The 23,768-nt window shown below is 62.2% G+C and carries 21 protein-coding genes, 2 tRNA genes and 1 other RNA gene; 9 read left to right on the forward strand and 15 right to left on the reverse strand.

What is annotated here, in order from left to right:
• Window positions 1–7: 7 nt before the first annotated feature.
• The 6 genes from ANI01nite_RS01485 to mptB (ANI01nite_RS01510) all read right to left on the reverse strand — a co-directional run bounded on the left by ANI01nite_RS01485 (window position 8) and on the right by mptB (ANI01nite_RS01510) (window position 8,043).
• Entirely contained in the window at window positions 8–1,609 is a 1,602-nt protein-coding gene (locus ANI01nite_RS01485) for an ABC-F family ATP-binding cassette domain-containing protein (protein WP_141355445.1), read from the reverse strand.
• A gap of 150 nt (window positions 1,610–1,759) precedes the next feature.
• Window positions 1,760–2,863 (reverse strand): GTP pyrophosphokinase, encoded by a 1,104-nt coding sequence (locus ANI01nite_RS01490; RefSeq protein WP_066138183.1) that lies wholly within the window; start codon window positions 2,861–2,863, stop codon window positions 1,760–1,762.
• Window positions 2,864–2,945: 82 nt separating this feature from the next.
• Complete coding sequence (locus tag ANI01nite_RS01495) at window positions 2,946–3,716, reverse strand: DUF2637 domain-containing protein (protein WP_052253742.1); 771 nt, start codon at window positions 3,714–3,716, stop codon at window positions 2,946–2,948.
• 131 nt (window positions 3,717–3,847) lie between these two features.
• The gene (locus ANI01nite_RS01500) at window positions 3,848–4,951 is read right to left on the reverse strand and encodes a VanZ family protein (protein WP_141355447.1); all 1,104 of its coding nucleotides are present in this window, start codon (window positions 4,949–4,951) and stop codon (window positions 3,848–3,850) included.
• Window positions 4,952–5,008: 57 nt separating this feature from the next.
• Window positions 5,009–6,484 (reverse strand): polyprenol phosphomannose-dependent alpha 1,6 mannosyltransferase MptB, encoded by a 1,476-nt coding sequence (mptB, locus tag ANI01nite_RS01505; RefSeq protein WP_141355449.1) that lies wholly within the window; start codon window positions 6,482–6,484, stop codon window positions 5,009–5,011.
• 5 nt (window positions 6,485–6,489) lie between these two features.
• Entirely contained in the window at window positions 6,490–8,043 is a 1,554-nt protein-coding gene (gene mptB, locus ANI01nite_RS01510) for a polyprenol phosphomannose-dependent alpha 1,6 mannosyltransferase MptB (RefSeq protein WP_255314334.1), read from the reverse strand.
• Window positions 8,044–8,228: 185 nt separating this feature from the next.
• On the opposite strand from mptB (ANI01nite_RS01510), the gene orn reads away from it, so the two are divergent.
• Both orn and ANI01nite_RS01520 read left to right on the forward strand, forming a co-directional pair.
• The gene (orn, locus tag ANI01nite_RS01515; protein ID WP_121866784.1) at window positions 8,229–8,840 is read left to right on the forward strand and encodes an oligoribonuclease; all 612 of its coding nucleotides are present in this window, start codon (window positions 8,229–8,231) and stop codon (window positions 8,838–8,840) included.
• A 159-nt stretch (window positions 8,841–8,999) separates the two neighbouring features.
• A tRNA-His gene (locus ANI01nite_RS01520) sits at window positions 9,000–9,075 on the forward strand.
• Window positions 9,076–9,158: 83 nt separating this feature from the next.
• On the opposite strand, the gene ANI01nite_RS01525 is transcribed toward ANI01nite_RS01520, so the two are convergent.
• A complete protein-coding gene (locus tag ANI01nite_RS01525; RefSeq protein WP_141355807.1) occupies window positions 9,159–9,722 on the reverse strand; it encodes a DapH/DapD/GlmU-related protein in 564 nt (187 codons plus the stop codon).
• A gap of 331 nt (window positions 9,723–10,053) precedes the next feature.
• Between ANI01nite_RS01525 and ANI01nite_RS01530 the strand changes: the two genes are divergently transcribed.
• The 3 genes from ANI01nite_RS01530 (at window position 10,054) to def (ending at window position 12,558) form a co-directional block, all read left to right on the forward strand.
• A tRNA-His gene (locus ANI01nite_RS01530) sits at window positions 10,054–10,129 on the forward strand.
• Between the two features lie 683 nt (window positions 10,130–10,812).
• Window positions 10,813–11,961 carry an acyl-CoA dehydrogenase family protein gene (locus tag ANI01nite_RS01535; RefSeq protein WP_141355451.1) on the forward strand — a complete coding sequence of 383 codons (1,149 nt, stop codon included), beginning with the start codon at window positions 10,813–10,815 and terminating at the stop codon, window positions 11,959–11,961.
• 24 nt (window positions 11,962–11,985) lie between these two features.
• The gene (def, locus tag ANI01nite_RS01540) at window positions 11,986–12,558 is read left to right on the forward strand and encodes a peptide deformylase (RefSeq protein WP_066138168.1); all 573 of its coding nucleotides are present in this window, start codon (window positions 11,986–11,988) and stop codon (window positions 12,556–12,558) included.
• A gap of 26 nt (window positions 12,559–12,584) precedes the next feature.
• On the opposite strand, the gene ANI01nite_RS01545 is transcribed toward def, so the two are convergent.
• The 4 genes from ANI01nite_RS01545 to rnpB all read right to left on the reverse strand — a co-directional run bounded on the left by ANI01nite_RS01545 (window position 12,585) and on the right by rnpB (window position 16,594).
• Entirely contained in the window at window positions 12,585–13,631 is a 1,047-nt protein-coding gene (locus ANI01nite_RS01545) for a winged helix DNA-binding domain-containing protein (RefSeq protein ID WP_141355453.1), read from the reverse strand.
• A gap of 143 nt (window positions 13,632–13,774) precedes the next feature.
• Window positions 13,775–14,401, reverse strand: coding sequence for a hypothetical protein (locus ANI01nite_RS01550; RefSeq protein WP_141355455.1), 627 nt, complete (start codon window positions 14,399–14,401; stop codon window positions 13,775–13,777).
• A gap of 145 nt (window positions 14,402–14,546) precedes the next feature.
• Entirely contained in the window at window positions 14,547–16,004 is a 1,458-nt protein-coding gene (locus tag ANI01nite_RS01555; protein WP_141355457.1) for a glyceraldehyde-3-phosphate dehydrogenase, read from the reverse strand.
• Between the two features lie 234 nt (window positions 16,005–16,238).
• Window positions 16,239–16,594: RNase P RNA component class A (gene rnpB, locus ANI01nite_RS01560), an RNA gene on the reverse strand.
• Window positions 16,595–16,727: 133 nt separating this feature from the next.
• Here rnpB and ANI01nite_RS01565 point away from each other — a divergent pair.
• Complete coding sequence (locus ANI01nite_RS01565) at window positions 16,728–17,516, forward strand: YaaA family protein (RefSeq protein ID WP_141355459.1); 789 nt, start codon at window positions 16,728–16,730, stop codon at window positions 17,514–17,516.
• A 64-nt stretch (window positions 17,517–17,580) separates the two neighbouring features.
• Here ANI01nite_RS01565 and ANI01nite_RS01570 read toward each other — a convergent pair whose 3' ends face one another.
• Window positions 17,581–17,964: a VOC family protein gene (locus ANI01nite_RS01570; protein ID WP_141355461.1), complete on the reverse strand. Its 384-nt coding sequence runs from the start codon at window positions 17,962–17,964 to the stop codon at window positions 17,581–17,583.
• Between the two features lie 12 nt (window positions 17,965–17,976).
• Window positions 17,977–18,930, reverse strand: coding sequence for a Nif3-like dinuclear metal center hexameric protein (locus ANI01nite_RS01575; RefSeq protein WP_141355463.1), 954 nt, complete (start codon window positions 18,928–18,930; stop codon window positions 17,977–17,979).
• Between the two features lie 132 nt (window positions 18,931–19,062).
• Here ANI01nite_RS01575 and msrA point away from each other — a divergent pair, with 132 nt between their 5' ends.
• The 3 genes from msrA (at window position 19,063) to epsC (ending at window position 21,381) form a co-directional block, all read left to right on the forward strand.
• Complete coding sequence (msrA, locus tag ANI01nite_RS01580; RefSeq protein ID WP_141355809.1) at window positions 19,063–19,590, forward strand: peptide-methionine (S)-S-oxide reductase MsrA; 528 nt, start codon at window positions 19,063–19,065, stop codon at window positions 19,588–19,590.
• Between the two features lie 128 nt (window positions 19,591–19,718).
• A complete protein-coding gene (gene cysK, locus ANI01nite_RS01585) occupies window positions 19,719–20,654 on the forward strand; it encodes a cysteine synthase A (RefSeq protein WP_038990964.1) in 936 nt (311 codons plus the stop codon).
• Between the two features lie 142 nt (window positions 20,655–20,796).
• A complete protein-coding gene (epsC, locus tag ANI01nite_RS01590; protein WP_141355465.1) occupies window positions 20,797–21,381 on the forward strand; it encodes a serine O-acetyltransferase EpsC in 585 nt (194 codons plus the stop codon).
• 177 nt (window positions 21,382–21,558) lie between these two features.
• Here epsC and ANI01nite_RS01595 read toward each other — a convergent pair whose 3' ends face one another.
• Window positions 21,559–22,839 (reverse strand): dicarboxylate/amino acid:cation symporter, encoded by a 1,281-nt coding sequence (locus ANI01nite_RS01595; protein WP_141355467.1) that lies wholly within the window; start codon window positions 22,837–22,839, stop codon window positions 21,559–21,561.
• Window positions 22,840–23,135: 296 nt separating this feature from the next.
• Window positions 23,136–23,690, reverse strand: a complete 555-nt coding sequence (locus ANI01nite_RS01600; protein ID WP_141355469.1) for a hypothetical protein — start codon at window positions 23,688–23,690, stop codon at window positions 23,136–23,138.
• Window positions 23,691–23,768 lie beyond the last annotated feature (78 nt).

The raw sequence follows: 23,768 nt of genomic DNA on the forward strand, positions 1-23,768 counted from the left end.
TAAGGATCTAGGTCAGCGAGACCAATTCCAGGTAGTCCTCACTGAACAGGTCCTCGTCGCCATCGGGCAGGATGACCACGCGCTCGGGCTTCAGCGCCATGACCGCGCCTTCATCGTGGGACACCATGACCACGGCACCCGGGAAGGTGGACAGCGCGCCGAGCACCTCGGCGCGCGAGGCAGGGTCCAGGTTGTTGGTCGGCTCATCGAGCAGCAGCACGTTGGCGCTGGAGGCCACGATGGTGGCCAGGGCCAGACGGGTCTTCTCGCCGCCGGAGAGCACACCGGCCGGCTTGGTGACGTCGTCGCCGACGAACAGGAAGGAGCCGAGGATGGAACGCACGTCAGCATCGTTCAGGTGCGCCGGCGCGTTGCGGCGCATGTTCTCCAGCACGCTGGCATTCGGATCCAGGGTGTCATGCTCCTGGGCGAAGTAGCCGATCTTCAGGCCGTGGCCCGGAACGATTTTCCCGGTATCCGGTTCGGAGACGCCGGCGAGCATGCGCAGCAGGGTGGTCTTGCCGGCACCGTTCAGTCCCAGGATGACCACCTTCGAGCCGCGGTCGATGGCCAGCGAGACGTCGTTGAAGATTTCCAGCGAGCCATAGGCCTTGGACAGGCCTTCGGCCATGAGCGGGGTCTTGCCGCAGGGGGCAGGATCCGGGAAGCGCAGGGCCGCGACCTTGTCGGAGGCGCGCTCTTCCTGCAATCCCGCGAGCATGCGGTCCACGCGCTTGAGCATGGATTGCGCGGCCGAGGCGCCGGAGGCGCGGGCCTTCATCCTGTTCGCCTGGGTCAAGAGGACCGAGGCCTTCTTCTCGATGTTGGCTCGCTCGCGCTTGCGGGCGCGCTCATCGGTTTCGCGCTGGACCTTGTAGCGCTTCCAGTTCATGTTGTAGACATCGACCACGCCGCGGTTCGCGTCGAGGTTCAGCACCTTGTTCACGGTGGCTTCCATCAGCCCGGTGTCGTGGCTGATCATCAGCACGCCGCCGGGGTAGTTCTTGATGAAGTCGCGCAGCCACATGATCGAGTCGACGTCCAGGTGGTTGGTGGGCTCGTCGAGCAGCAGCGTCTCGGCATCCGAGTAGAGGATGCGGGCCAATTCCACGCGGCGGCGCTGGCCGCCAGAGAGGGTGCGCAGCGGCTGGTCCAGGATCCGGTCGGGCAGATCCAGGTTGGCGCAGATGGCCGCGGCCTCGGATTCGGCGGCGTAGCCGCCGGCGGCGATGAATTCAGCTTCCAGGCGGTCGTACTGGCGCAGGGCCTTGGCGGAGACCGCAGGATCCTCGCTGGCCATGTCCTCGCGGTTCTGGGCCAGCTTGGTGACCACCACATCCAGGCCACGGGCGCCGAGGATGCGGTTGCGCGCGAGCTGCTCCATGTCAGGGGTCTTGGGATCCTGAGGCAGGTAGCCGATGGATCCCTTGTGCGTGACTTCGCCAGCGGTTGGCTGGGTCTCTCCAGCGAGGACCTTGGTCATCGTGGTCTTTCCGGCACCGTTACGACCCACCAGTCCGATCTTGTCGCCCTTGTCGATGCGGAAGTTCACTTCGTCCATCAGCAGGCGGGCGCCGACGCGTAGCTCAAGGTTGGCTACGGAAATCATATGGTGTGGCCCTTTCACGCGGGTAATAAAGCTGTGCGGCCCAGAAATTGGGCAACTTGACTAGTCTACCGGCCAACGGCTCCGCGGCTGGCCGAACGTGCACAAACTAACAGTTCCGGGGTAGAGCTGGTTAAAGAATTCGATGCCCGGTCAGTTCCTGGCGCCCAGCTGCGAGCGGTAGTCCATCATCTGGATCAGGCGGCGGCGCAACGAGGCTTCGCGGCGCAGGTCTCCCCCGCTGGTCTTCTCAATGTGGTCCTTGCCGAAGCGCCAGAGGAGCACGTCGTCCAGCAGCCGGTCCGGGCCCGGCGAATAGCGGTGGTCCAGCGCGGCACGCACGTCGGTGACCACATTCGCGTCCAGCAGCTGCGCCAGCTGCCAGGTTTGGCCGATGCCGTGGGCGCCGAGCAGCTCCGCGGCCCAGGACCAGTCGTCATCGCGCTTGCGGTCAACATGCGGCAGCAGCGTCTGCCAGATTTCGCCGATCTTCTCCCCGGTCAGCGGCTCCGATCCGGCGCCCTGCTGATCGTGGTAGCCGTTGAGCCGGTGGTACAGCTCGTCGATGTCGGTGAAGTAGTCCTCGACCGTCTCCAGCATCGCCGCGGTCGCGGTGAAGTGGCGGTCGATCTGCGGATTCCAGGCGGCTTCGCCGGGATGCTTGAAGCGGATGTCATGTTCCATTTCGGACCAGGCATGCTGCAGCACAGTGCGGATCTGCACCTCGAAGACGAAGTTGCCGCTGGCCACCACCGGCTTGCCGAGGGCTTCCTGGAATTTGCGCACGACCGGCTCGCTGCGGGTCTTGAGCAGCAGGTGGCGCGAGGAGTAGCCGTAGGTTCCGGACTCCACCGAGCCGATGTCCTTCTCGCGGTCGCTGCGGCAGTCGAAGGAGTCGCGGTGCGACTTGATCAGGCTGGCTACCTGCTGGATCTCATGGGGCAGCATCACGATGATGCGGATGCCGACCATGTCGTGGATTTCGCGCAGCGGGTTGGGGAATTCGAGCACCGGGGCGGTCTCGGAATTCTCCTGCAGGCGGCGCGATGCCTTGGCCGCAAAGGATTGCGGGGATTTCACCCGGCCGGTGATGAACAGCGGCTGCACCTCGGAATTGGCGAAGAGCCGGCGGATCTTCGCCTTCATGGCAGACATGACGGTATTCAGTTCGCCGGTCACCGACTTGTACTGCTCAACGGCGGCCGCAATCTGCTCGGAGAACTCGTCGTGCCCCTGGCCCTGCGCCGGATCCATCATTGATGCCTCCTGGATGCTTCAGCTTCTGTTGAAATGCTGTCCTTCAGTTCGTGTTCACGCGCCAACCGGGTGCGGCTGGGTCCTATGGACGGGACAGGCGCTTGGCCATGTCGTCGAACAATGGAGCCTTGTCCTCGCCGTTCTTCTGCGCGGCGGCCTTGGTTTCCTTGGCTGGCTGCGCATTCTGCTTGATCGGGGTGACCTTCGAGTCCGATCGGCCTGCGGCGATGCCTTCGGCGCGGGCCCGGGCCAGCGCGTCCTGGTGCTCCTGCTCCAGGGCGGCCAGGCGTTCTTCCTCGGCGGTCTTGGTGTCGGCCAAGGCCGCGTTGTAGCCATCGTCATAGGCCACGCCGTACTTCTCGGCGTTTTCCTTTTCCTCGTCGTACTCCAGTTCGGCACGCAGCTTCGCGGCTTCGGACTTCTTCTGGTACATGTGCACGGTCAGGTGGGTGATGGCCAGCAGGACGATTGGCGGCATGGCGGCGACCAGCGCGGACACCAGCGGCGGCACGCCGTTCTCGATGGAGTCCACGGTCAGGATTGCATGGGTGGAGTTCGCCGCGGTGGAAACAATCGCGCCGAAGAACAGCAGCGACCACGGGTAGATCATGGCCTTGCGGTTGAAGCCGTTCAGGGCCACGATGGCCACGGTGGCGGCAACGATCATGCCGTCGATGATGATTGGCCAGATCCATGCCAGGCGCGGGCTGATGCCCGAGCGTTCTGCCAGGTCGGTCAACGCCGCGAATGAGAGCACGAATGCACCGACGGCAATGAGGACCGTCGCGCCTACGGCCGTGCCTAGGACGGCGCGGTGCGGTTCGGCCGGGACCTCTGGTTTGTTATCTTCCATGCTGCTGAGCAGACCTATCTTTTGAGATTAACGGTATGTCTTCAAACGCGAGTTGTGCTGGACCGCGCCGAAAGGCGCAGACCACCGCGTTCCATTTTAGCTTGCACCCGGCATTGCCGGGGTGCCATGGGTCAAAGTGCGCGGCGGTCGATGAATCCGGTTCCGCTGATTTTTCCGGCCAGCCCCCGGTGATCTGCGTCGAAGATGAAGTAGAAGGCGCTGATCGCGATATAGATCACAGCAAGCATGTTCAGCAGCGGGTAGACGCTGATCTCGTCCATGCTGGTGGAAATCTGGAAAAGGAAGTTGATCCCGCCAAACCCGAGCAGGCTGCGCAGCAACGCCCTGCCTGCCGGGGACGGCCCGCCCTGCTTGCTGGCGACCATCAGCCAGGCGCAGCGCTGGCCGAGGGTGGCCCGCCCCGGGGCCAGGCTCGGCAGCCAGAAGACGAGGAAGACCACGATCAGCGGCAGCCAGAAGTTCATCCACTGTTTGCCGAATTCCATGCCGCCCAGTCGCTGAAGGAGTTCCAGCGCGGCGCTGATGACGAACAGCGCACCGGAGGTGAAGCCCGCATCGAAGACGTTGGCCAGGGCCCGGCGGGCCCGGGTGACCGGCCGCGCCGGCGCCTGGGCGGCGTCGGCTTCCACGGGGCCCGAGAGGAAGCGGAACATCGGCAGGTAGGCGATGACCGCGCCGAGCAGCGCGCCGGCGGTGTTGGTGATCAGGTCATCGACATCGGCCACGCGGTAGGCGCAGGTGTACAGCCCCCAGATCCCGGTGTATTGGGTCAGCTCGATGGCCAGCGAGGCGGCGAAGCCCAGTAGCACCCCGGTGATGATGTTGCCGCGCAGCCAGCGCACGGCCAAAATCCCCAGCGGCATGAACAGGATGATGTTGAACAGCACCTGCCACAGCGTGAAGCTGGTCGCGAATCCGCTGAGCCCGCGCTCCACGATAACCAGCTTGAAGTCGTCGAGGAACCGTCCGGGAACCAGCTGCGGGATGGCCACGCCCGGCCGGCAGAATTCGTCGCGCGAGGAGGGCAGCGGGAGCATGGTGTAGCTGAAGAGCCCGAAGCCGTAGATCGCCGCGGTGGCTGTCGTTATGGTGCGGCGCCAGGACAGCCGTCCGTGGCGGCGGTATTGCACGGCCAGCAGGAAGATGCCGGCGGTGGCCAGGAAGAAGGCGCCGCCGAGGATCGCGATAGTCGCTGGCCAGAACATCGTTTGCATATTTCCATCTAAGCGGAATAATCCGTGAGGAAGCTGAGCCGCGGACTGTGAGCTTGGCTATGCTTCCGGCCCGCGCAGCACCCGCTTGGTGGCGGCATCGGCGGTGAAGAGCGCGGCGAACAGGCCCAGGACCACCACGCCGGCCAGCGACTTCATCAGCCAGGCCGAATGCCACTGCTCGATGGAGAGCTGGTCGACGAAGACCGCCACGAGGATGATGCTCGATGCATGGATCATCAGCTTTTCCGATCCCCAGGCAACCCTGTGCGAAATGGCGAACAGCGCAATCAGCCACAGGATGTACCAGGGCTGGATGATCGGAGCGAGCAGCACCACCGCGGAAAGCGCCCAGGCCGCCAGGCGCACCGGACTGGAGGCGTCCTTGGCCAGCGCCAAGCGCGCGACGATCACCAGGGACAGCAACTGGAAGATGGCCACCACGATGGTATTCACCAGCGAAATATCGGCGCCGAGCAGGCCTGCGAGGTTGCTCACCGACCAGCCAATCAGTCCGACCGGAGCATACGGGAACGCCGCGTCTCCCGCGGTGAACATGGCAGGCAGCCAGCCGAACCAGAGGTTGGTGACGGCGCCGATCAGCAGCAGCCAGGTCAGCGACATGACCGCGACCTTGACCCAGATCTTCCAGCGTGCGCGCATCGTGCGGGTGCGGCCAAGCAGCACCAGTCCGATGAATGGCAGCACCAGCAGCACGATGGGCTTGACCGATACGGCGATGGCCAGGGCCATGGTGGCCGCCATCGGGCGGCGGTCATAGGCGTAGGCGAAGGCGCTGAAGACGCCGGCAATCATCAGCGCGTCGTTGTGGACTCCGCCGATCATGGTCAGCAGGAACAGCGGATTGCCCACGATCGCCCAGTTGGCCCAGTTGGGGCTCTGCCCCATTTTCGCTGCCAGCTTCGCGGTGTAGTGGTAGCAGCCCCAGACGCCGAGCACGGCGATGATGCGCAGCAGGCCCACGCCGACTTCGGGGATGCCGTTGGAGACGAAGTAGATGATGCGCGAGAGCACCAGGAAGAACGGCCCGTAGGGCGAGGGCGACTGCGCCCAGAGGCCGTCGGATCCCCCGTCGAACCAGCCGGGCAGCGCGGAGATGCCTTCGGCATACGGGGATTTGTCGGCGTGCAGCATGCGGCCCTGCGCCAGATAGGAGTAGACATCTCGGCTGAGGATCGGGAAGCTGAGCATCAGCGGGGCGGACCACATGGCCAGCAGGCGGCTCAGTTCTTTCCGGGTGATCTCGCCTGCGCTCTGCACCCATGGCCGGGCCAGGATCCAGGTCCGGGTCAGCCAGACGATGCCCACGGCCATCAGCACGATGCAGATGATGACCCCCGGCGCATCGGTGCGGAACTCGATGAAGAAGCCGGTGCGGGCCAGCGGGGAAAGCTGGTTGCGCGGGAACCAGCCGATTCCCCAGGAGGCAACGGTGATCAGCGCCGAGGCGATGAACCCTTGCCAGGACAATGACCGCAGGCTTGCGCGTTGCGGTTCCAGCTTTCGCTCCTGCACTGCCACTAGGCTTTCTTGCGTTTCTTGAGCCAATTGGTCGAGCTGAGCAGGTCGGCGCAGATGTTCTTGGTCTTCGGATCGAAGAAGACCAGGTACACGGCGCAGGCAATCGAGATGCCCCAGGAAATCAGCTGGACGCGCGGAACCAGCGACTCCTGCAGGAACTGCCAGACGAAGATCTGGTCAGCGGCCTGGTAGGCGAGGAAGAAGATGGTGGTCAGGTGCAGCCACAGCATCTGCCAGTCGTCGCGCAGCCCGGTGACGGCGAAGAACGGCAGCAGCCACAGCAGGTACCACGGCTGGATCACCGGGGAGAGCACGACGATCGCGGTGAACGCAATGGCCATGCGCTGCACCAGGTGCGAATACTTGCCGCGGAACATCAGCACGAAGGCGATCACCACGCCGATCAGGCGTCCAGCGGTCTTGACCACGTCCAGTACGCCGCCCGAATCCAAGCCGAAGGAATGGAAGATGTTCTGGATGCCCACGGTCGCCAGGCCCAGCGGAGCGTAGATCGAGAATCCGGCGCCGGTGTAGTTGAGCATGACCGAGAGCCAGCCGAACCAGTAGCCGTTGAGCCAGCCCACCAGGGTCATCAGCGCGAGGAACAGCATGCCGGTGTAGAACCAGTACAGGATGCGGCGCGGCCACTTGGCTTCCGGGCCTGCCCAGAGCAGGCCGATGAACGGCAGCAGCACCAGGGTGATCGGCTTGACGCCGACCGAGGCGGCGAGCACGACCACCGCCCAGAATCCGTGGCGCTTGCAGGCCAGGTAGACAGCCCATACGGCCAGGCCGGTCATCAGCGAGTCGTTATGCGCGCTGGCCACGAAGTTGACGAGGAACAGCGGGTTGGCCACGGTCATCCAGGTGGCCTTGGCTCCGGACACCGCGTGCAGTTCGGCCAGCTTCGGAACGAAGTGCAGGCACAGCAGCACGCCGATGAACGCGATGGCCCGGAAAGCCAGGATGGCCACGTCGGTGGAACCGCCGACAATGTTGACCACAAGCCATTCGATGCTCAGGTACAGCGGGCCATAGGGGGTGCCGTCCTGGGCCCACATCGTGTCGGTTCCCAGCTGGAACCAGTTGTTCAGCGAGGAAATGCCGTCAACGTAGGGATCCTGCCCGGCGTCGACCAAACGGCCCTGGCCGATGTAGGCGAACACGTCGCGGCTCATGATCGGCAGGGTGACGAGCATCGGGATGCTCCACAGCCAGACGGCGCGGCGGACCACCTTCAGCGCCCCTTCGCCCCAGCCCTTGAGCTTCTGTCCCAGCCGCCACCACGAGCGGAAGAGCAGCCAGCAGCCCAGGGCCAGCAGGATCACGCACGCAGTCACGCCGGCCGGTTCGGTGCGCAGCATGATGAAGAACGGGTCGCGGTTCAGCGGGGAGACGCTGGCCAGCCAGCCGGTGCCGAAGGATCCGAAGAGGATCAGGGAGGAACCGATGACGCCGCTGAGAAGGGTCCTGTTCACTCCAGCGTAGGGCGGGGAGCTCACTGCGGCTGGGTTGCTGGCTGACACGTTGGCACCTCGGGCTGTAACGGACATGAGTTCGAGAGTAATTAGGCCAGCGTCACCTGCGCTCCGCCCTTGCGAGCGTGGCACGTCAACAGCCGGAAATCTCAGACGATTTTAGCATTCACCATGCCTTCGGTCCGGTTGGGACACTGTTCTTCCGCGCCGTTAAGAGGGTGCGCTCCCCCACAGCGTTCGCTGAAGTGTAGATTGGTTGCGTGGCTAGTAATTCAGAAAAAATTGTATGGATCGATTGCGAGATGACCGGATTGGATCTGGTTAAAGACGCATTGATCGAAGTAGCGGTGCTCATTACCGACTCGGATCTGGAGATCGTCGATGAGGGCATCCAGGTTGTCATCAAGCCCGAGCCGGCGGCTCTGGCGCAGATGGATGACTTCGTGCGCAATATGCATGTGGCCAGCGGCCTGCTGCCCGAGCTGGAGAACGGCATTTCCATGGCCGAAGCCCAGCGCCTGGTGGTCGACTACATCAAGAAGCACGTTCCGGAGCCGAAGAAGGCGCTGCTCGGCGGCAACTCGGTGGGAACCGACAAGAACTTCTTGGCCCGCGATATGCCCGAGGTCATCGAGCACCTGCACTACCGCATTATCGATGTGTCGACCCTGAAGGAATTGAGCCGCCGCTGGTTCCCGAAGGCCCACTATGGCGCTCCGGCCAAGACCGGCAACCACCGGGCGCTGGGCGACATCCAGGATTCGATCAACGAGCTTCGCTACTACCGCCAAGCCATCATGGTTCCGGCTCCAGGCCCAACCTCCGACGAGGCCCGGAAGATCGCCACGGGGATCAGCCAGAGCGCCGGCTAGCTGCCAGGGATGAGCCCCTGGGGCATGGGTGATGCACTGCACAGTGGCCCAGGGGCTTTCCGATTGGCATCGAAGCGGAAAATGCGTGTATAGTATTTCTCGTTGCCCGATACGGAATCGATTCGCAAAAGCGTTCTGACTAGTATCGAAGCGAACATGGTGGGTATAGCTCAGTCGGTAGAGCGTCTGGTTGTGGTCCAGAAGGTCGCGGGTTCAAACCCCGTTACTCACCCCAGCAGTAAAGGCTCGATTCGGAATGGAAATTCCGAATCGAGCCTTTTGCTTTCCCCGCACGCCAGATTGCGCCGCCGCGCAGGATCAGACCGTGCGCACCACCCTGGCTGGCGATCCGACCACCACTGCACCAGCAGGAACATCCTTGGTTACCACCGCGGCAGCAGCAACCACAGGATTGTCGCCGATCGTCACGCCGGAAAGTATCGTCGCATTCGCGCCAACCCAGACATTGCGCCCAATGCTCACCGGGGCCGGAAGCATGTCAGCTCGACGGGCAGGATCGAGATCATGGTTGAGCGTAGCCACGACGACGTTATGGCCGATCAAGCACTCGTCCCCGATGCTGATGCCGCCCTGGTCCTGGAACTTGCACCCGGCATTGATGAAGACGCGCTTGCCCAGTTTGATATTGCGTCCAAAGTCCGAGTTGAACGGCGGGAACAACGCCACCGACTCGTCAACATGCCTGCCGGTCAATTGCCGGAGGAGCTCGCGCACTTCATGTGGACTGCGGTAGCCGCTATTCAATTCCGCGCAGATGCGCAACGCGTCCTGGCTCGCGCTATGCATGAGAGCATGCAGCTCAGAACCGGCGGCAATTCGCTGGCCGGAATCCAGCACTTCCAAAAGATCATCAACGTCCATGACTCCCCCATCAGCTATTCGTGCCATTAGGTCGAACCATAGCGGCTTTCGTGCATCCGCATGGAGCCAGGTTGTCCGCCTCACTTGCCATACCACTGTGGCACCAGGCGCCGCAGGCAAGGGCAACAACATGGCACTGAACATCACCCGTTATGCCAGATCAGCAGCGCACGACAGGTTCCCAATCACGAATCATGAGCATCGCGTCACAATCCCATTGGCAGCACTGGGCGAATTGGTATTTCTGGCTCGAATGCGTGTATAGTAATTTTCGTTGCCCGGTACGAAATCTTGAGCGCTATAGCTTCTGACTAGTATCGAAGTAGACATGGTGGGTATAGCTCAGTCGGTAGAGCGTCTGGTTGTGGTCCAGAAGGTCGCGGGTTCAAACCCCGTTACTCACCCCAGTTCGAAAGATCTGGTTTGGAATGGAAATTCTGAACCAGATCTTTTTTGCTTCCAGCACTGTGGAGCTCCATGACCACGGCGGCACATTTCCTGGCTCAGTGTTCGACTTCATACCGCCGACAGCCATCGCATGAACCCGTGAGATGCAAGGTCATGCCCAAGACGGGCAAAACGGTTTCACTGAACAGACGAGCTCCTCGTCACGCTGCCTCGCTGCTCCCCGCCCAGAGCGACCAGCAATCCGCCTATCAACCGTCCAAATGGAGCGTCAACCACACGGGGGGCGCAGACGCATCGGGCTGCGCGCCACGCAAAGTCACGAGTCCAGGCACGGGCAAGACCGGCAAGCCCAGTCCATTACCGAGGCCAGCTGCAAGCACGATACGGAAGCGCCTAGATGAACAGGAAACTCGGCCCTACCGGCGAGCGCAACGCCGCCCAAATGAGGCATTAAGTCATATTTCGGCAGGTTGAAACACTGATTCGAAAGTATGTTCGAATACTCGGCGTTTCGAGGTCTAACCCCGTGTTTTTCGAGACTTTTTGCGTTATTTGGTGACTTGAATCGTTGTTTGCCCTGGCGAATAGGCATGAATTGGCCTGAGCAACCATAATGGATCATGTACTTCGGCAAGCCAGTGAGCTACATGCCTTCGTTCTACCCACCGAAAGGTACTCCCCTGTGAAACGCGCGCTCTTTGAAGAGGACCACGAGCAGTTCCGTGAACTGGCTACGGAGTTCAATGCCCGGGAGATTTCCGGCAAATACGCCCAGTGGGAGAAGGAGCACCAGATCCCTCGTGAGGTGTGGCAGGCCGCCGGCGAAAACGGCCTGCTGGGTCTTGCCGTGCCCGAGGAGTTCGGTGGCATGGGGATCGATGACTACCGCTTCCGTGTAGTGCTTGACGAGGAGTTCGTGCGTGCCGGGCATCTGGCCGTGGCATTGGCATTCCACCTGCATGACGATCTGGTTCTGCCTTATCTGCTGTCCTACGGTTCTGCCGAGCTCAAGGACAAGTGGCTGCCGCGCATGGTCGATGGCTCCACCATTACCTCCTGCGCGTTTACCGAGCCTGGCGCGGGGTCCGACCTGCGTGCCGTACGCACCAAGGCGGTCCGAGATGGAGATGACTGGCTGATCAGCGGGCAGAAGACTTTCATCGGCAATGCGGCCTTCGGCGATGCCGCGCTGGTGCTGGCGCGTACCGATGGCGAGAGCGGACGGGCCACCGAGCAGTCCTTCTCGTTGTTCATGGTCGAGCGTTCCGAGGGGTACACCAATGGCAGCCCCTTCGACAAGATCGGGTTGCGCGCTTCTGACACCGCGGAGCTGTTCTTCGACGATGTCCATGTTACGGCTGCCGATCTGGTTGGCGAGGTCGGCCAGGGCCTGTCCTATGTCAAGGCGCACCTCCCCCAGGCCCGCTTGGCCATTGCCGTAGCAGCGTCGGCGATCTGCACCGCGTCCTTCGAGCAGGCGCTGGAGCATGCGCAGAACCGCTCCACTTTCGGCCAGGCGCTGACCGAGTACCAGAACACCCGTTTCGAGCTGGCCAACCTGAAGACTGAGGCGCATGTCACCCAGAGCTTCGTGGATCGGGCTGTGCTGGCGTTCAACGATGGCGAGCTGGATCCTGCAGAGGCCGCGGAGGTCAAGCTTTGGGCTAGTGAGAGCGCCAAGAAGCTTTCCGATCGGGCGTTGCAGATCCATGGCGGCTACGGCTACATCATGGAGTACCCGATCGCCCAGTCGTTCACCGCCTCGCGCTTGCTGACCATTTTCGGTGGCACAAGTGAGATCATGCGTGAAACTATTGGACGAGCACTCTAAGCACTTTTGAAAGGAACTGATCACGTGCCTATTCGGCAGATCACTGTTTACGGAGAACCTGTACTTCACCAGCGTGCGGTGGAGGTCACCGAGTTCGACGACGCCTTGCGCGAGCTCGTTGCCGATATGCACGTCACCATGGATGAGGCGCACGGTGTCGGCCTGGCCGCTCCGCAGATTGGTTTGGGCCTGCGCATGTTCACCTACGTCTTCGCGGACCAGGACGATGCTCCCGAGCGCGGTGTGGTGATCAATCCCAAACTGACCCTTTCGAAGGTTTCGCAGGCTCCTGCCCATCCCGATGACCATTCGGAGGGCTGCTTGTCCGTACCTGGCTTGAACTACCCGCTGCAGCGCGCCGACTACGCGAAGGTGGAGGGCTTCGACGAGTTCGGCAAGCCGATCTCCTTCGAGGCCCATGGCTGGTTCGCCCGCATCATGCAGCACGAGTACGACCATCTGGATGGCCTGCTATACGTGGACAAGCTGCAGCCGCGCTGGGAAAAGAAGTGGAAGAAGGCCAAGAAGGCTCTTGGCTGGGGCGTACCGGGCAACACCTGGTTGCCGGGTACCGATGAGGACCCCTTCGGCCACTAGGCCAGTGTCGATTGCCACGCAGCCGCCTACCGGGCGGTCTTGAAGTCCAGATACCGCTGATGCAGCGCCGCACCGAGTTGATCGGTCGGCGCTGCTTCTGCATTCCAGAGCCTTGCCGCCCTGCCTTGTTCAAGCCAGAAGGGCAGGAACATGCCATTCTTTCCCGGCAGGATCTGCTGGGACATCTGTGCTTCGGCTGCCAGCGCCCGATCCGCATAGCCCAGGTAGTACTCGTCAAAGGGGCCCAGCAGGCGCAGCGGCAACCGGGTGAGCTGCGGCGATTCAAGCTCGCGGTGGGCAAGGCTTCCGGCAATGACCCAATAGTCTTCTCCTCGCTCATCGCTGCCTGCGCTGACCAGCACGTCGCCGAGGGCTTGGGCAGCGGTTCTCATGGCAGTAAACGTCTGCCCCGCATACCAGGCTGCGTCGCGGATGGTGGCTGGCCCATGGGAGCTGAGATAGCGGCGCAATATTTCCGCCAGCGGATCCGCCGGTTCCCGGTGCCGTGCGATCCATTGATCGACGAGCACGAAGTCCTGGGCGGTGAGCTTTGCACCATCAGGGGTGGGCCCCAGGCAGATCAAACCGTCCAGGGCAAGGATCTGCAGCAGGTGCAAGCCGCGTTGCTTGTCCGTCTCGATTCCGTGCCGGTTCAGCACGTTGAAGAGCTCGGTTCGGCTGGCCTGTCCGGACTCCTGCAAATGCGAGCTGATGACGCCGGCGGTCAGGTCAATGACCTGCGCGTCGATCTGCAGTCCGCGCAGGCGTGCGGCTGCTGAGCGCAGGGTGCGTTCACGGCTTGAGCGTACCAGCCACCGGAGATCCTCGGCGACGCAGATGTGCAGCGTGCCCCGCATGGTCCACGACCGGACCAGCTGGCCGCCGGTGAACAGCTCGTCGACTTGCTGGCGGGATTCTTGGGCTGTCGAGCGCTGGGCCAGCCCGTAGCGTCCTGCAGCGAAGTCCTGGGACTGGAAGGCGAGCATGTGCTCTGAGGCTTGCAGCGTGGATTCTGCCGGTTCCAGCAGAAGCTGGCTGGCCATGCGTGCTGCCAGCATCCTGGTCCTGTCCATCGGTCCACCTCGATTCCATTCCCGATGGCGTAGAGCCTAGCAGCCCTGCGCAGCGGATGTGCCGCCGGATCCGCAGCCGCCATGCCTCGCCGTGGTGTGCAGATGGTCGTTGACGTAAGACTGCCGCAGCAACGGGCGACGCCTCACTTCAGCGGGGCGCGAATCCATTCGGCGAGCGCCTGCCTGAGCAGGGAGCAGTTGGCGGCGGTGTCGAAGGAGGTTGCCAGGTGCGAATCGCCTAGCCGGTACATGCAGTACCCGGCCCACGGTACCACGGTGAGATCCGTCAGCCCGCGCTCCCAGGCGGCGACCAGCACCGGCTGGACCTCCGTGCTGCGCAGCACCGGTTCTGGATTCAATCCCAACCACAGATCGAACATTCGTTCCCATTGCTCGAACGCGATGAGGTCGATCCCCTCGTCGCCGTACTGCTGGGTCCAGAAATCATTGCCGGTGGCTGGACCGGTTGCCGCGGTAGTTGCCGCCAGCCCGGGGATGCGGTGGGCACCCTGCGCCTTTCCCGCCCACGCGTTCGACCAGGTCTGGATCGATCGTTGCTCCGACAGGTCCCGGTCAACTTCATCCGGCAGGGCCGAGGATCCCGTCTCGGGAAACGGGCTGAGTTGGGGCAGGGCGAGATCTCCGGCCAGGCCCCAAGCCTGCCGGATGAACTGCAGCATCGTAATGGGCTGCGCGTGATCATCCATGGACAGCGACATGTCCGCTGGCCACCCGCGGTGGCGCAGAACCGGATTCGTTGATCGCATCATGCCCCGAGCTTTGCACAGGGCACTTACCCTGGCAACAGGTTCTGCCCGCCTGGGACAGGTTCGGCCTCAATCCTGGCATGCAAGAAGGGACCATCCCAACGCTTGATGCGCTGGGATGGTCTCTTCAGCGGAAACCCTTGAGGTCCTAGACGGTGACGGCTTCTGCCTTCACTGCAGGCACTGCAGCTGGGTGGGTGCCGGCCATGGTTTCGATGACGCGGACTACCTGGCAGGAGTAGCCGAATTCGTTGTCGTACCAAACGTAGACGACAGCATTCTTGCCGGACACGATGGTGGCTAGGCCGTCAACGATGCCAGCGCGGCGCGAGCCGACGAAGTCGGTGGAAACAACCTCAGGCGAATCGATGTAGTCGATCTGCTTGTGCAGGTTCGAGGTCAGCGAGGTCTCGCGCAGGTAGGCGTTCAGCTCTTCCTTGGTGGTCTCGTTCTCAAGGTTGAGGTTCAAGATCGCCATGGAGACATCCGGGGTTGGAACGCGGATGGCGTTGCCGGTCAGCTTGCCTTCGAACTCCGGCAGGGCCTTGGCAACAGCCTTGGCGGCACCGGTTTCGGTGATCACCATGTTCAGCGCTGCCGAGCGGCCGCGGCGCTCGCCCTTGTGGAAGTTGTCGATCAGGTTCTGGTCGTTGGTGAACGAGTGAACGGTCTCGACGTGCCCGTGGGTGACGCCGAACTTCTCGTTCAGCGCCTTGAGCACAGGGGTGATGGCGTTGGTGGTGCACGATGCAGCGGTGACAATCTTGTCTTCTGCGGTGATCCACGAATCGTTGATGCCGTGGACGATGTTCTTCAGATCGCCCTTGCCCGGTGCGGTCAGCAGGACCCGGGAAACGCCCTTGGCCTGCAGGTGCTGGGACAGGCCGGCCTCATCGCGCCAGCGGCCGGTGTTGTCGACGACGATGGCGTTGTCGATGCCGTGCTCGGTGTAGTCAACGGTGGTCGGGTCATTCGAGTAGATGACCTTGATCAGGGTGCCGTTGGCGAGGATGGTGCTGTTTTCCTCGTCAACGGTGATCGAGCCGTCGAAGCGGCCGTGCACCGAGTCGCGGCGCAGCAGCGAGGCGCGCTTGACCAAGTCGTTCTCCGCGCCCTTGCGGACTACGATGGCACGCAGGCGCAGGCCGTAGCCGCCGCGCTCGATGAGGATGCGGGCCAGCAGGCGGCCGATGCGGCCGAAGCCGTACAGCACGACATCCTGCGGTTCTGCGTCGGTTGCGCCAGCCTGACCAACCTTCTCGCCCAATTCATCAGCCAGGAAGGCGTTCAGATCAGCGGAACCGGACTCCTTGAACTTCTTGTTCATACGGCCGAGATCAACGGAGACCGAGCCGACATTCAGGGACTCGATGGCATCGAGGATCGCCTTGGTGTCGTTCAGGTCGAGCTCTTCGCCATCGATGCGGCGCACGACGCGGTGGGCCTTGATGATGTCGATGGCGGACTGGTTGATCAGCTTGCGGCCGTAGACGGAGGTCACCACATTGTTCTTGCGGTACAGACGTCCGATCAGTGGAATCATGGCCTCGGCGAGCTCTTCGCGCCCGCTCCATTCTTGCTGGGCAACGACAGACTGCTGGGTCACAGAAAATCCTTCCAATTCAGCCGACTCGCAGATCCATGAAGTCGGTTGGCACCGTGGGAAGCACCATTGCTTTTGCGGTGGCACGAGGTAACAGGATCATCCTCGTAAGTACATGATCCATTCTAGACCGTGCGCTGAAAAAGCGCGGATCGGGAACTGTGAATCATCTCACGAGCGGGCAAGAACCGGGCGATGCGATCAGGAATCAAGGGCTGGATGCAGCGAAGGAATTAAAGAATGGGATGGCCGATACGCCGGGTTTTGTCGCGCCGAAGCGGGACGGTCATCTATCTACGACTGCCGTTGCCGGCAGCCTCTAGCGGTCCACCCGACTGCATGGGGCGAACAGCCCTCATAACGCAGTCTGTCTGACCTTGCTCCGGGTGGGGTTTACCTAGCCACCCCAATCACTTGGGGTGCTGGTGGTCTCTTACACCACCGTTTCACCCTTACCAGGAAAACCTGGCGGTCTATTTTCTGTGGCACTAGCCTGCGGGTTACCCCGAGTGGGCGTTACCCACCACCCTGTTCTGTGGAGCCCGGACGTTCCTCGAGACAATTGCTTGCCACGCGACCGTCTGGCCATCCCATTCACTACCAGTCTAATCGGTTCAGGACAGCCTTCGGACCACTTTCGAACACTGGATCGCTCACAGCCGGAGTCGCCACGACGGGGACATGGCCGGCGCAGAGCAGCAGGTGGACTCCGATAAGCTGGAGAGCGTGCTTATTTTGTTGCCGCCTTCCGAAGGCAAGACCGCCCACGCCGAAGGAGCTCCCTTCGAAATCGAAGATCTCTCTTTTCCGGAGCTCTCTGCCGAACGCCGCCTCGTGCTCGACGCCCTGGCAGAAGTCTCGGCAAGGGAAGATGCCATGGACCTGCTGGGTGTCGGAGCTTCGCTGGCCAATGAGGTAGCTCGGAATATCAACCTGCACACCGAGCCGGCCGCCCAGGCTCACGACATCTACTCGGGGGTGCTCTTCGAAGCCCTGGACTACGCGAGCCTGGAAGAAGCCGCGCGGCAGCGCGCCGACGAATCCATCATCGTGATCTCCGCGCTGTGGGGGGCCGTGCGATTTGGCGATCGCATTCCGCCCTACCGCTTATCCATGTCGGTCAAGCTCGAGCCGCTGGGCAAGCTGGCCACCTGGTGGAAGAAGCGGCTGGCCCCGGTACTCGATGAGGCGGCCGGCAGCCAGCTGATCGTTGACGCCCGGTCGAGCACCTACGCAGCCGCCTACAAGCCAGCTAATGGCAACACCGTTGCGGTCAACGTCTTCCAGTTGCGCAACGGAATGCCGAAAGTGGTCTCGCACTTCGCCAAGCACACCCGCGGCGAGGTCGCCCGCTTCCTGGTCGAGCAGCCGGTCGACCCGAAGAATCCTGGGGAATTGCTCGACCTTGTCCAGACCAAGTGGGAAGCTTCCCTAGTTGAAGACAAGAAGGGCCTGGCCCTGAACATCCTGCTGCCAGAAGACCACCAGTTCACCACCGTGAGGCACGCCGCCTGAGAGCGTTGCGAAGGAGAATGATGCCGTGCCGGCCGGGCAATTCTGCTAGGCCTGCATGGCATCATCACTTTGCTGCAACCAGTTCGACTTCGAATCCGGAAGCATCCTCCAGATAGGCCGCGTAGTGCTGCGCTCCCCCGGCGTATGGGTGCAGTTGCGCGAACATGAGGCTGAAACCGCGCTCCAGCGCTTCGGCGGCCAACGTGTCGACGGCCTGCCTGGTGCCGGCTTGGAAGGCCAAATGGTTCAGCCCTGGAGCCAGCCGGTCATGCCGTTGCTTCTTCGCATCCGGTCCTGATTCCAGGACGATATAGAACTCTCCGCAGGAATAGCTGATGCCGTTGGCCCATTGCGAATTGGCCGTGTAGCCAAGACGGGTCAGCAGCCAGCCCAGCGATGCTGTGCTGGCTGCCAAGTCCTCAACCCAGATCTCTACGTGGTGCAGCATGCCAGGCTCCGGCTAGGGTGTGAGGACAAAGTCCCAAGGATCGGAATTCACCTGGGATACCTCGATTTCCACCGCATGTCCCAGATCGTTCAGCACATTGCCCAAGGCGCGGGCACCGGCCGAGAGCCAGACCCATTCCGAAGCGAAGTGGGAAACGTCGATCAGGTAAGGGAAGCCGCCATTGGCAGCTTCGCGCGCTTCGCTTGCCGGGTGATGGCGCAGGTCGGCGGTTACGTACACATCGGCCTGGTGCGAGCGCACCGCACCGAACAGGGAATCGCCGGCGCCGCCGCACAGGGCAACCTTCCGGATGATTCCGCTGCGGTCTCCGGCGACGCGCACTCCGCCGGCGACGGCCGGCAGCACGGTGTAGACGCGTTCCGCGAAATCTTCGAGCTTCATCGGCTTCTCCAAGAAGCCCACCCGGCCCAGTCCTTCCTCCGGCAGCCCGTCCTTGGACTCCACCAACGGCACGCAGTCCCTGAGCCCGAAGGCATCGGCCAGCGCGTCGTTGACGCCCCCGATGGCGCTGTCGGCATTGGTGTGCGCGGTCAGCAATGCGGTACCGGATTCAATCAGGCGGTGAATGGCCTCACCCTTGAACGTCGTGCCGGCAACCTGGGTGACTCCGCGCAACAGCAGCGGGTGGTGAGTGATCAGCAGATCGGCCCCACGCTCGATTGCATCCTCGATCACCTCCAGCGTTGGATCAACAGCCATCACGATCTTGGAAATCTGCTGGCCGGTTCGCCCGGTAACCAGCCCAACGGCATCCCAATCCTCGGCCAATGACTTTGGCCAAAGCTCCTCGGCGGCTTCAAGGACGTTACCCAGGGTGGTCTGCGCAGCCGAGGTGTCTTCCACCGGCTGCTCTGGCTCTTCTTCGGAAACGGGCTTGAGCGTCGAGGCCTCCGGGGAAACGTTGCCCTTCCCCAGGTCTTGCGAGTTATTTGCCTTGCTCTGCATACCAACCAGACTACGCCGTGCCAATGAGGATGGAACAGAATGCAACGCCGCAACGTTATGAACTGTGTGAGTATTCTCAGCCTTCAGTCACCTCATCAATTCACCCCGACCCTGGATGTCCAGGACACCAAGTTGAGCACCTTCGTACTCGCTGGCGGTTGCTTCTGGTGCTTGGATGCCGTGTACCAGCGAACGCGCGGCGTCTACGCGGTAATTTCCGGATATATCGGCGGCCACACCAAGGATCCGAACTACCGCGAAGTCTGCAGCGGCACCACCGGGCATGCCGAAGGTGTCGCGGTGATCTTCGATCCGCAAGTGGTTCCGGCCGACGTCATCCTGGACATGTTCTTCACCGTGCACGACCCGACCACGCTGAACCGCCAGGGCTACGATGTGGGAACCCAGTACCGCTCGGCGATGTTCCCGCTCGACGATGCACAGCGCGAGCTTTTCAAGGCCGCCATCGACAAGTTCTCGCGTGTATACCCCAATCCGATCGTCACCACGCTGGAAGAGTCGAAAGATTTCTATCCTGCCGAGCAAATTCACCAGGATTATTACTCCGAAAACCAAGAAGTCGGATATTGCCGGGTGATTATCGATCCAAAGCTCGCAAAAGTCAGGAAATATTACGCTCAATGGCTAAACGAAGCCTAGTCGCGCTTTAGGCCTATTAGGGTTAGTTGTGAACCCGATGGGTGTCCGGCGGTTACGCCAGATTCCAGCAGTTATTTCGCCGCAACTATCTGCGGCTGCATAAAGTACACGTAAGGATTGCATACAAGATGGGCAAGATCTACAACAACGTCACCGAAGTCGTCGGCAACACTCCGCTGGTGAACCTGAATCGCGTCGGCGAGGGCCTGCCAGGCAACATTGCCGTGAAGCTGGAATTCTACAACCCGGCCAACTCCGTCAAGGACCGCATCGGCGTGGCCATCGTTGATGCAGCCGAGGCATCGGGCGCGTTGAAGCCAGGTGGCACCATTGTCGAGGGCACGTCCGGCAACACCGGCATCGCGCTGGCCATGGTTGGCGCGGCTCGCGGCTACAAGGTCGTGTTGACCATGCCTGAGACCATGTCCACCGAGCGCCGCGTCATGCTGCGCGCTTTCGGTGCCGAGATCGTGCTGACTCCGGGCGCCGATGGCATGCGCGGCGCCGTGGAGAAGGCCAAGGAGATCGTTGCGACCTCCGATAACGCCATCTGGGCGCAGCAGTTCGCCAACACCGCGAACCCGCAGGTACACGCAGACACTACCGGTCCGGAAATCTGGGCCGATACCGAAGGCAAGGTCGATATCCTGGTTGCCGGCATCGGTACCGGTGGAACGATCACCGGCGCAGGCCGCTACCTGAAGGAAAAGAATCCGAACCTGAAGATCGTGGCAGTGGAGCCGAAGGATTCCCCAATCCTCAATGGCGGAAAGCCGGGCCCGCACAAGATCCAGGGCTTGGGCGCGAACTTCATCCCAGAGGTGCTCGATACCGAACTGTACGACGAAGTCCTGGATGCCAGCATCGAGGATTCGGTGTCGACCGCTCGCGCGCTGGGCGTCAAGGAAGGCATCCTCGGCGGCATCTCCGCTGGTGCAGCCGTATGGGGCGCCGTGCAGGTCGCCGCACGCGAGGAAAATGCAGGCAAGCAGATCGTTGCGATCATCCCCGACTTCGGTGAGCGCTACATCTCCACGCTGCTCTTCGATGACATCCGCGGCTAAGCAGATTTGCAGAAGCAGAATAAATCGGCGTGAGCCACCGTTGGGTCTATAGAGAGACCTTTATCGGTGCAGCTCGCGCCGATTTGCTGTGTGACATCTGCGGATTGTCCCGCAGCGAACCGCAACCACTAAGGTAGTATTCATGAGTTTTATCTCCCGCCTGCGTGAGGATTTGGCTAACGCACGCCAGCACGATCCGGCAGCGCGAAGCGATCCCGAAAACTTCTTCGTGTATTCCGGGCTGCACGCCATCTGGATGCACCGGCTGGCCCACAAGATGTGGCAGAACCCGGCACTGAAATGGCCAGCCCGTTTGCTATCCCAGGCGAACCGCGCACTGACCGGCATCGAGATCCATCCCGGCGCGACCATCGGCCGCCGCTTCTTCATCGACCACGGCATGGGAATCGTCATCGGCGAGACCGCCGAAATCGGCGACGACGTGATGCTGTACCACGGGGTGACCCTCGGCGGCCGGTCGCTGGCCAAGGTCAAGCGCCACCCGACCATCGGGGACCGCGTGGTCATCGGCGCGGGGGCCAAGGTCCTGGGGCCGATCGTGATCGGCGCCGACTCGGCGATCGGCGCGAACGCCGTTGTCGTCAAGGATGCCCCGGCAGGATCGATCGTCACCGGAATCCCTGCGCAGAACCGTCCGCGCCGGCCCGACGAGCACAAGCCAGCGGTGGACCCTGCCGAGTACATCGATCCGGCCATGTGGATCTAGCGTTCTTCTTCCACCAGCAGGCAGAGCAAACCCGCCCAGCGTCCGAACCGTTCAGGTTCGACCGCTGGGCGGGTTTCTTCTTGGTCCGGCTTGCTTGCCGGCAGAACAAAGCATCGATGCCCGGTACCTGCGAGTCTGGTACCGGGCATCGATGCTCATGCTTGCGTGGCAAGCGGGTTAGGCCAGCTTGTGGTCTTCCGATTCGGTGCCATCTGCCAGTTCAACGATTTCGTCCTCGGGATCCTGCGGCTGGGTGCCGAGCTTGCCTCGGGTCAGCTTGTGCATGATCATGGCCAGCGCTCCGTCACCGGTCACGTTGGTTGCGGTGCCGAAGCTATCCAGTGCAATGTAGGCCGCGAACATCAGGCCGACCTCGACCTCGCCGAAGCCGAGCATCTGGGAGAGCAAGCCAGCAGCGGCCGCAATAGCGCCGCCGGGCACGCCCGGGGCGGCGATCATCATGACGCCCAGCATCAGGATGAACGGCAAGTACGCGCCGAAGGACACGTCGCCGCCGGTCAGCAGGAGCACGGCGATGGAGAAGCAGGTGATCTTGACCATCGAGCCGGACAGGTGGATCGTGGCGCACAGCGGGATCACGAAGCCTGCCACCGCGTCGGCCACGCCATTCTTCTTGGCCGATTCCAAAGTCACCGGAATGGTTGCGGCCGACGACGAGGTGCCCAATGCGGTGAAGTACGCATTGCGCATGCCCCACAGGGCGGCCAGCGGGTTGCGCTTGTTCATCGCGCCAGCGATCGTGTACTGCACCAGCAGGACCACCAGGGTGAGCACGAAGGAAATCACTGCAACGAAGAGGAACTTCTGCACCACGATAACGGCGTCACCGGCGGCGGACAGGTCCAGGAAGATGCCGAAGATGAACAGCGGCAGCGCCGGAACGACCACGCGGCGGATGACCATTTCGATGATGCTGCGGAATTCCACCGCACCACGGAAGAGCACGGTGGAACGGAAGGCAGTCAGCCCCAGGCCCAGCATGAACGCCAGCACCAGTGCGGTCATCACACCCATCAGCGGAGTCAGCACGATTTCAGTTGCGGAATCCCCTGCCTCGCCGACCAGGGAGACGTACGGTTCGAAACCGGATCCTTCGCCCGCGCCAACTTCTTCGACACCGCCGCCGGACAGCGACTTGGTGAACAGCCAGCGGCTGACGAAGTAGGCAAGCAGGCCGGCCGCCAAGGTCGAGGCGTACGCAATGACTGCGGTGATGCCCAACCACTTGCCGGCACCCTTGCCAAGCTCAGCGATAGCCGGTGCGACCAAGCCGAAGATGATCAAAGGCACGATGAAGCCAAGGAATCCGGAGAAGATCGAGTTGTAGGTCAGGAATACGCTTCCCAACCAGACCGGCATGACCGGGCCAAGCAGGATGCCCAGCACGATGGCAACGAGCACCCAGCCAAGCAGTGGGATAGATTTCAGCAGCTTCATGAAAGTCCTTATAAACGGTTAGGGATCGGAGCGCCCTGCGCGACGGCCACAGGTGTGTCGTGGCGCACGCCTCAATCATGATAGACGTAATTTCCATTACACCGAAATCCTGTGATTGGCTTAAGTGTTACGGAAATTCGCGCTTCTGCCGAATAATTCCCGCCTGAAATCGCAACGACTCCCATTGAATTCGATTGCTGGGGTATCGACCGTTCCCCAGATGAATATTCAGCGATTCAGCGGCTGAGGGCGTCTGGCCACAATTAAGCGGCACGGTGCTGGTGTGACGCCGTGGACTACTCGAAGCTTGCTTCAACCACGCCTTGTTCATGGCCCTGCCCGACAACCTGGTTTTGCACCCGCAGGTTCAGCACGGTCCCGTCTTCGGCATTTTCATAGCTCACGAACACCGACCCTGCTCCGGCATCGTTGCTGGTTTGCGACCAATTCGGTCCACCTGCCGCCGAATGCCCGGTCAGGGACGCGACCACTTGGGCGGTGGCCAACTGCTTCATTTGAGCTTCATTCCCGTTGCCCCAGGCAACGACCAGCGCGTCAGCATACTCGGTGGCGTTTGACGGCAGCTTGCCCAGCTCCTGTCCCCCGATCGTTTCCGTTTGCTCCGATTCCTCATCGGCCGACGTGCTTGAAGCTGCAGGCTCTGTCGGCTCGGACGAGGATTCGGTCGGGGATGCGGTTGCGGAGGCGGATTGCGTCGGGCTGGCTCCAGGATCCGTGGACGCTTCGCTTGGTGCGCCGCCGGAGGTGCTGCCGCACCCGGCGAGCGCGAGGCAGCCGGCCAGTGCTGCCGCCGAGCTGAGCTTGAGTAGTTTCCGAGGTGCATCCGGCATGGCATTCTCCGCTCTCGACGAGGAATCGACGATTCCCTGGTAATTCGATCCTCCACCGTAGGGGGCGGCAATTGCAAG

This window comes from Glutamicibacter nicotianae, assembly GCF_006539525.1.
Lineage (GTDB): Bacteria > Actinomycetota > Actinomycetes > Actinomycetales > Micrococcaceae > Glutamicibacter > Glutamicibacter nicotianae.

Bases quoted from the DNA above. Each gene is read 5' to 3' on its own strand.
- ANI01nite_RS01550 (WP_141355455.1), bottom strand. From the start codon at position 14,401: ATGATGCGATCAACGAATCCGGTTCTGCGCCACCGCGGGTGGCCAGCG.
- ANI01nite_RS01495 (WP_052253742.1), bottom strand. From the start codon at position 3,716: ATGGAAGATAACAAACCAGAGGTCCCGGCCGAACCGCACCGCGCCGTC.
- cysK (WP_038990964.1), top strand. From the start codon at position 19,719: ATGGGCAAGATCTACAACAACGTCACCGAAGTCGTCGGCAACACTCCG.
- ANI01nite_RS01570 (WP_141355461.1), bottom strand. From the start codon at position 17,964: ATGCTGCACCACGTAGAGATCTGGGTTGAGGACTTGGCAGCCAGCACA.
- ANI01nite_RS01575 (WP_141355463.1), bottom strand. From the start codon at position 18,930: ATGCAGAGCAAGGCAAATAACTCGCAAGACCTGGGGAAGGGCAACGTT.
- ANI01nite_RS01525 (WP_141355807.1), bottom strand. From the start codon at position 9,722: ATGGACGTTGATGATCTTTTGGAAGTGCTGGATTCCGGCCAGCGAATT.
- ANI01nite_RS01485 (WP_141355445.1), bottom strand. From the start codon at position 1,609: ATGATTTCCGTAGCCAACCTTGAGCTACGCGTCGGCGCCCGCCTGCTG.
- mptB (WP_255314334.1), bottom strand. From the start codon at position 8,043: ATGTCCGTTACAGCCCGAGGTGCCAACGTGTCAGCCAGCAACCCAGCC.
- ANI01nite_RS01600 (WP_141355469.1), bottom strand. From the start codon at position 23,690: ATGCCGGATGCACCTCGGAAACTACTCAAGCTCAGCTCGGCGGCAGCA.
- ANI01nite_RS01595 (WP_141355467.1), bottom strand. From the start codon at position 22,839: ATGAAGCTGCTGAAATCTATCCCACTGCTTGGCTGGGTGCTCGTTGCC.
- ANI01nite_RS01545 (WP_141355453.1), bottom strand. From the start codon at position 13,631: ATGGACAGGACCAGGATGCTGGCAGCACGCATGGCCAGCCAGCTTCTG.
- ANI01nite_RS01500 (WP_141355447.1), bottom strand. From the start codon at position 4,951: ATGCAAACGATGTTCTGGCCAGCGACTATCGCGATCCTCGGCGGCGCC.
- epsC (WP_141355465.1), top strand. From the start codon at position 20,797: ATGAGTTTTATCTCCCGCCTGCGTGAGGATTTGGCTAACGCACGCCAG.
- ANI01nite_RS01490 (WP_066138183.1), bottom strand. From the start codon at position 2,863: ATGATGGATCCGGCGCAGGGCCAGGGGCACGACGAGTTCTCCGAGCAG.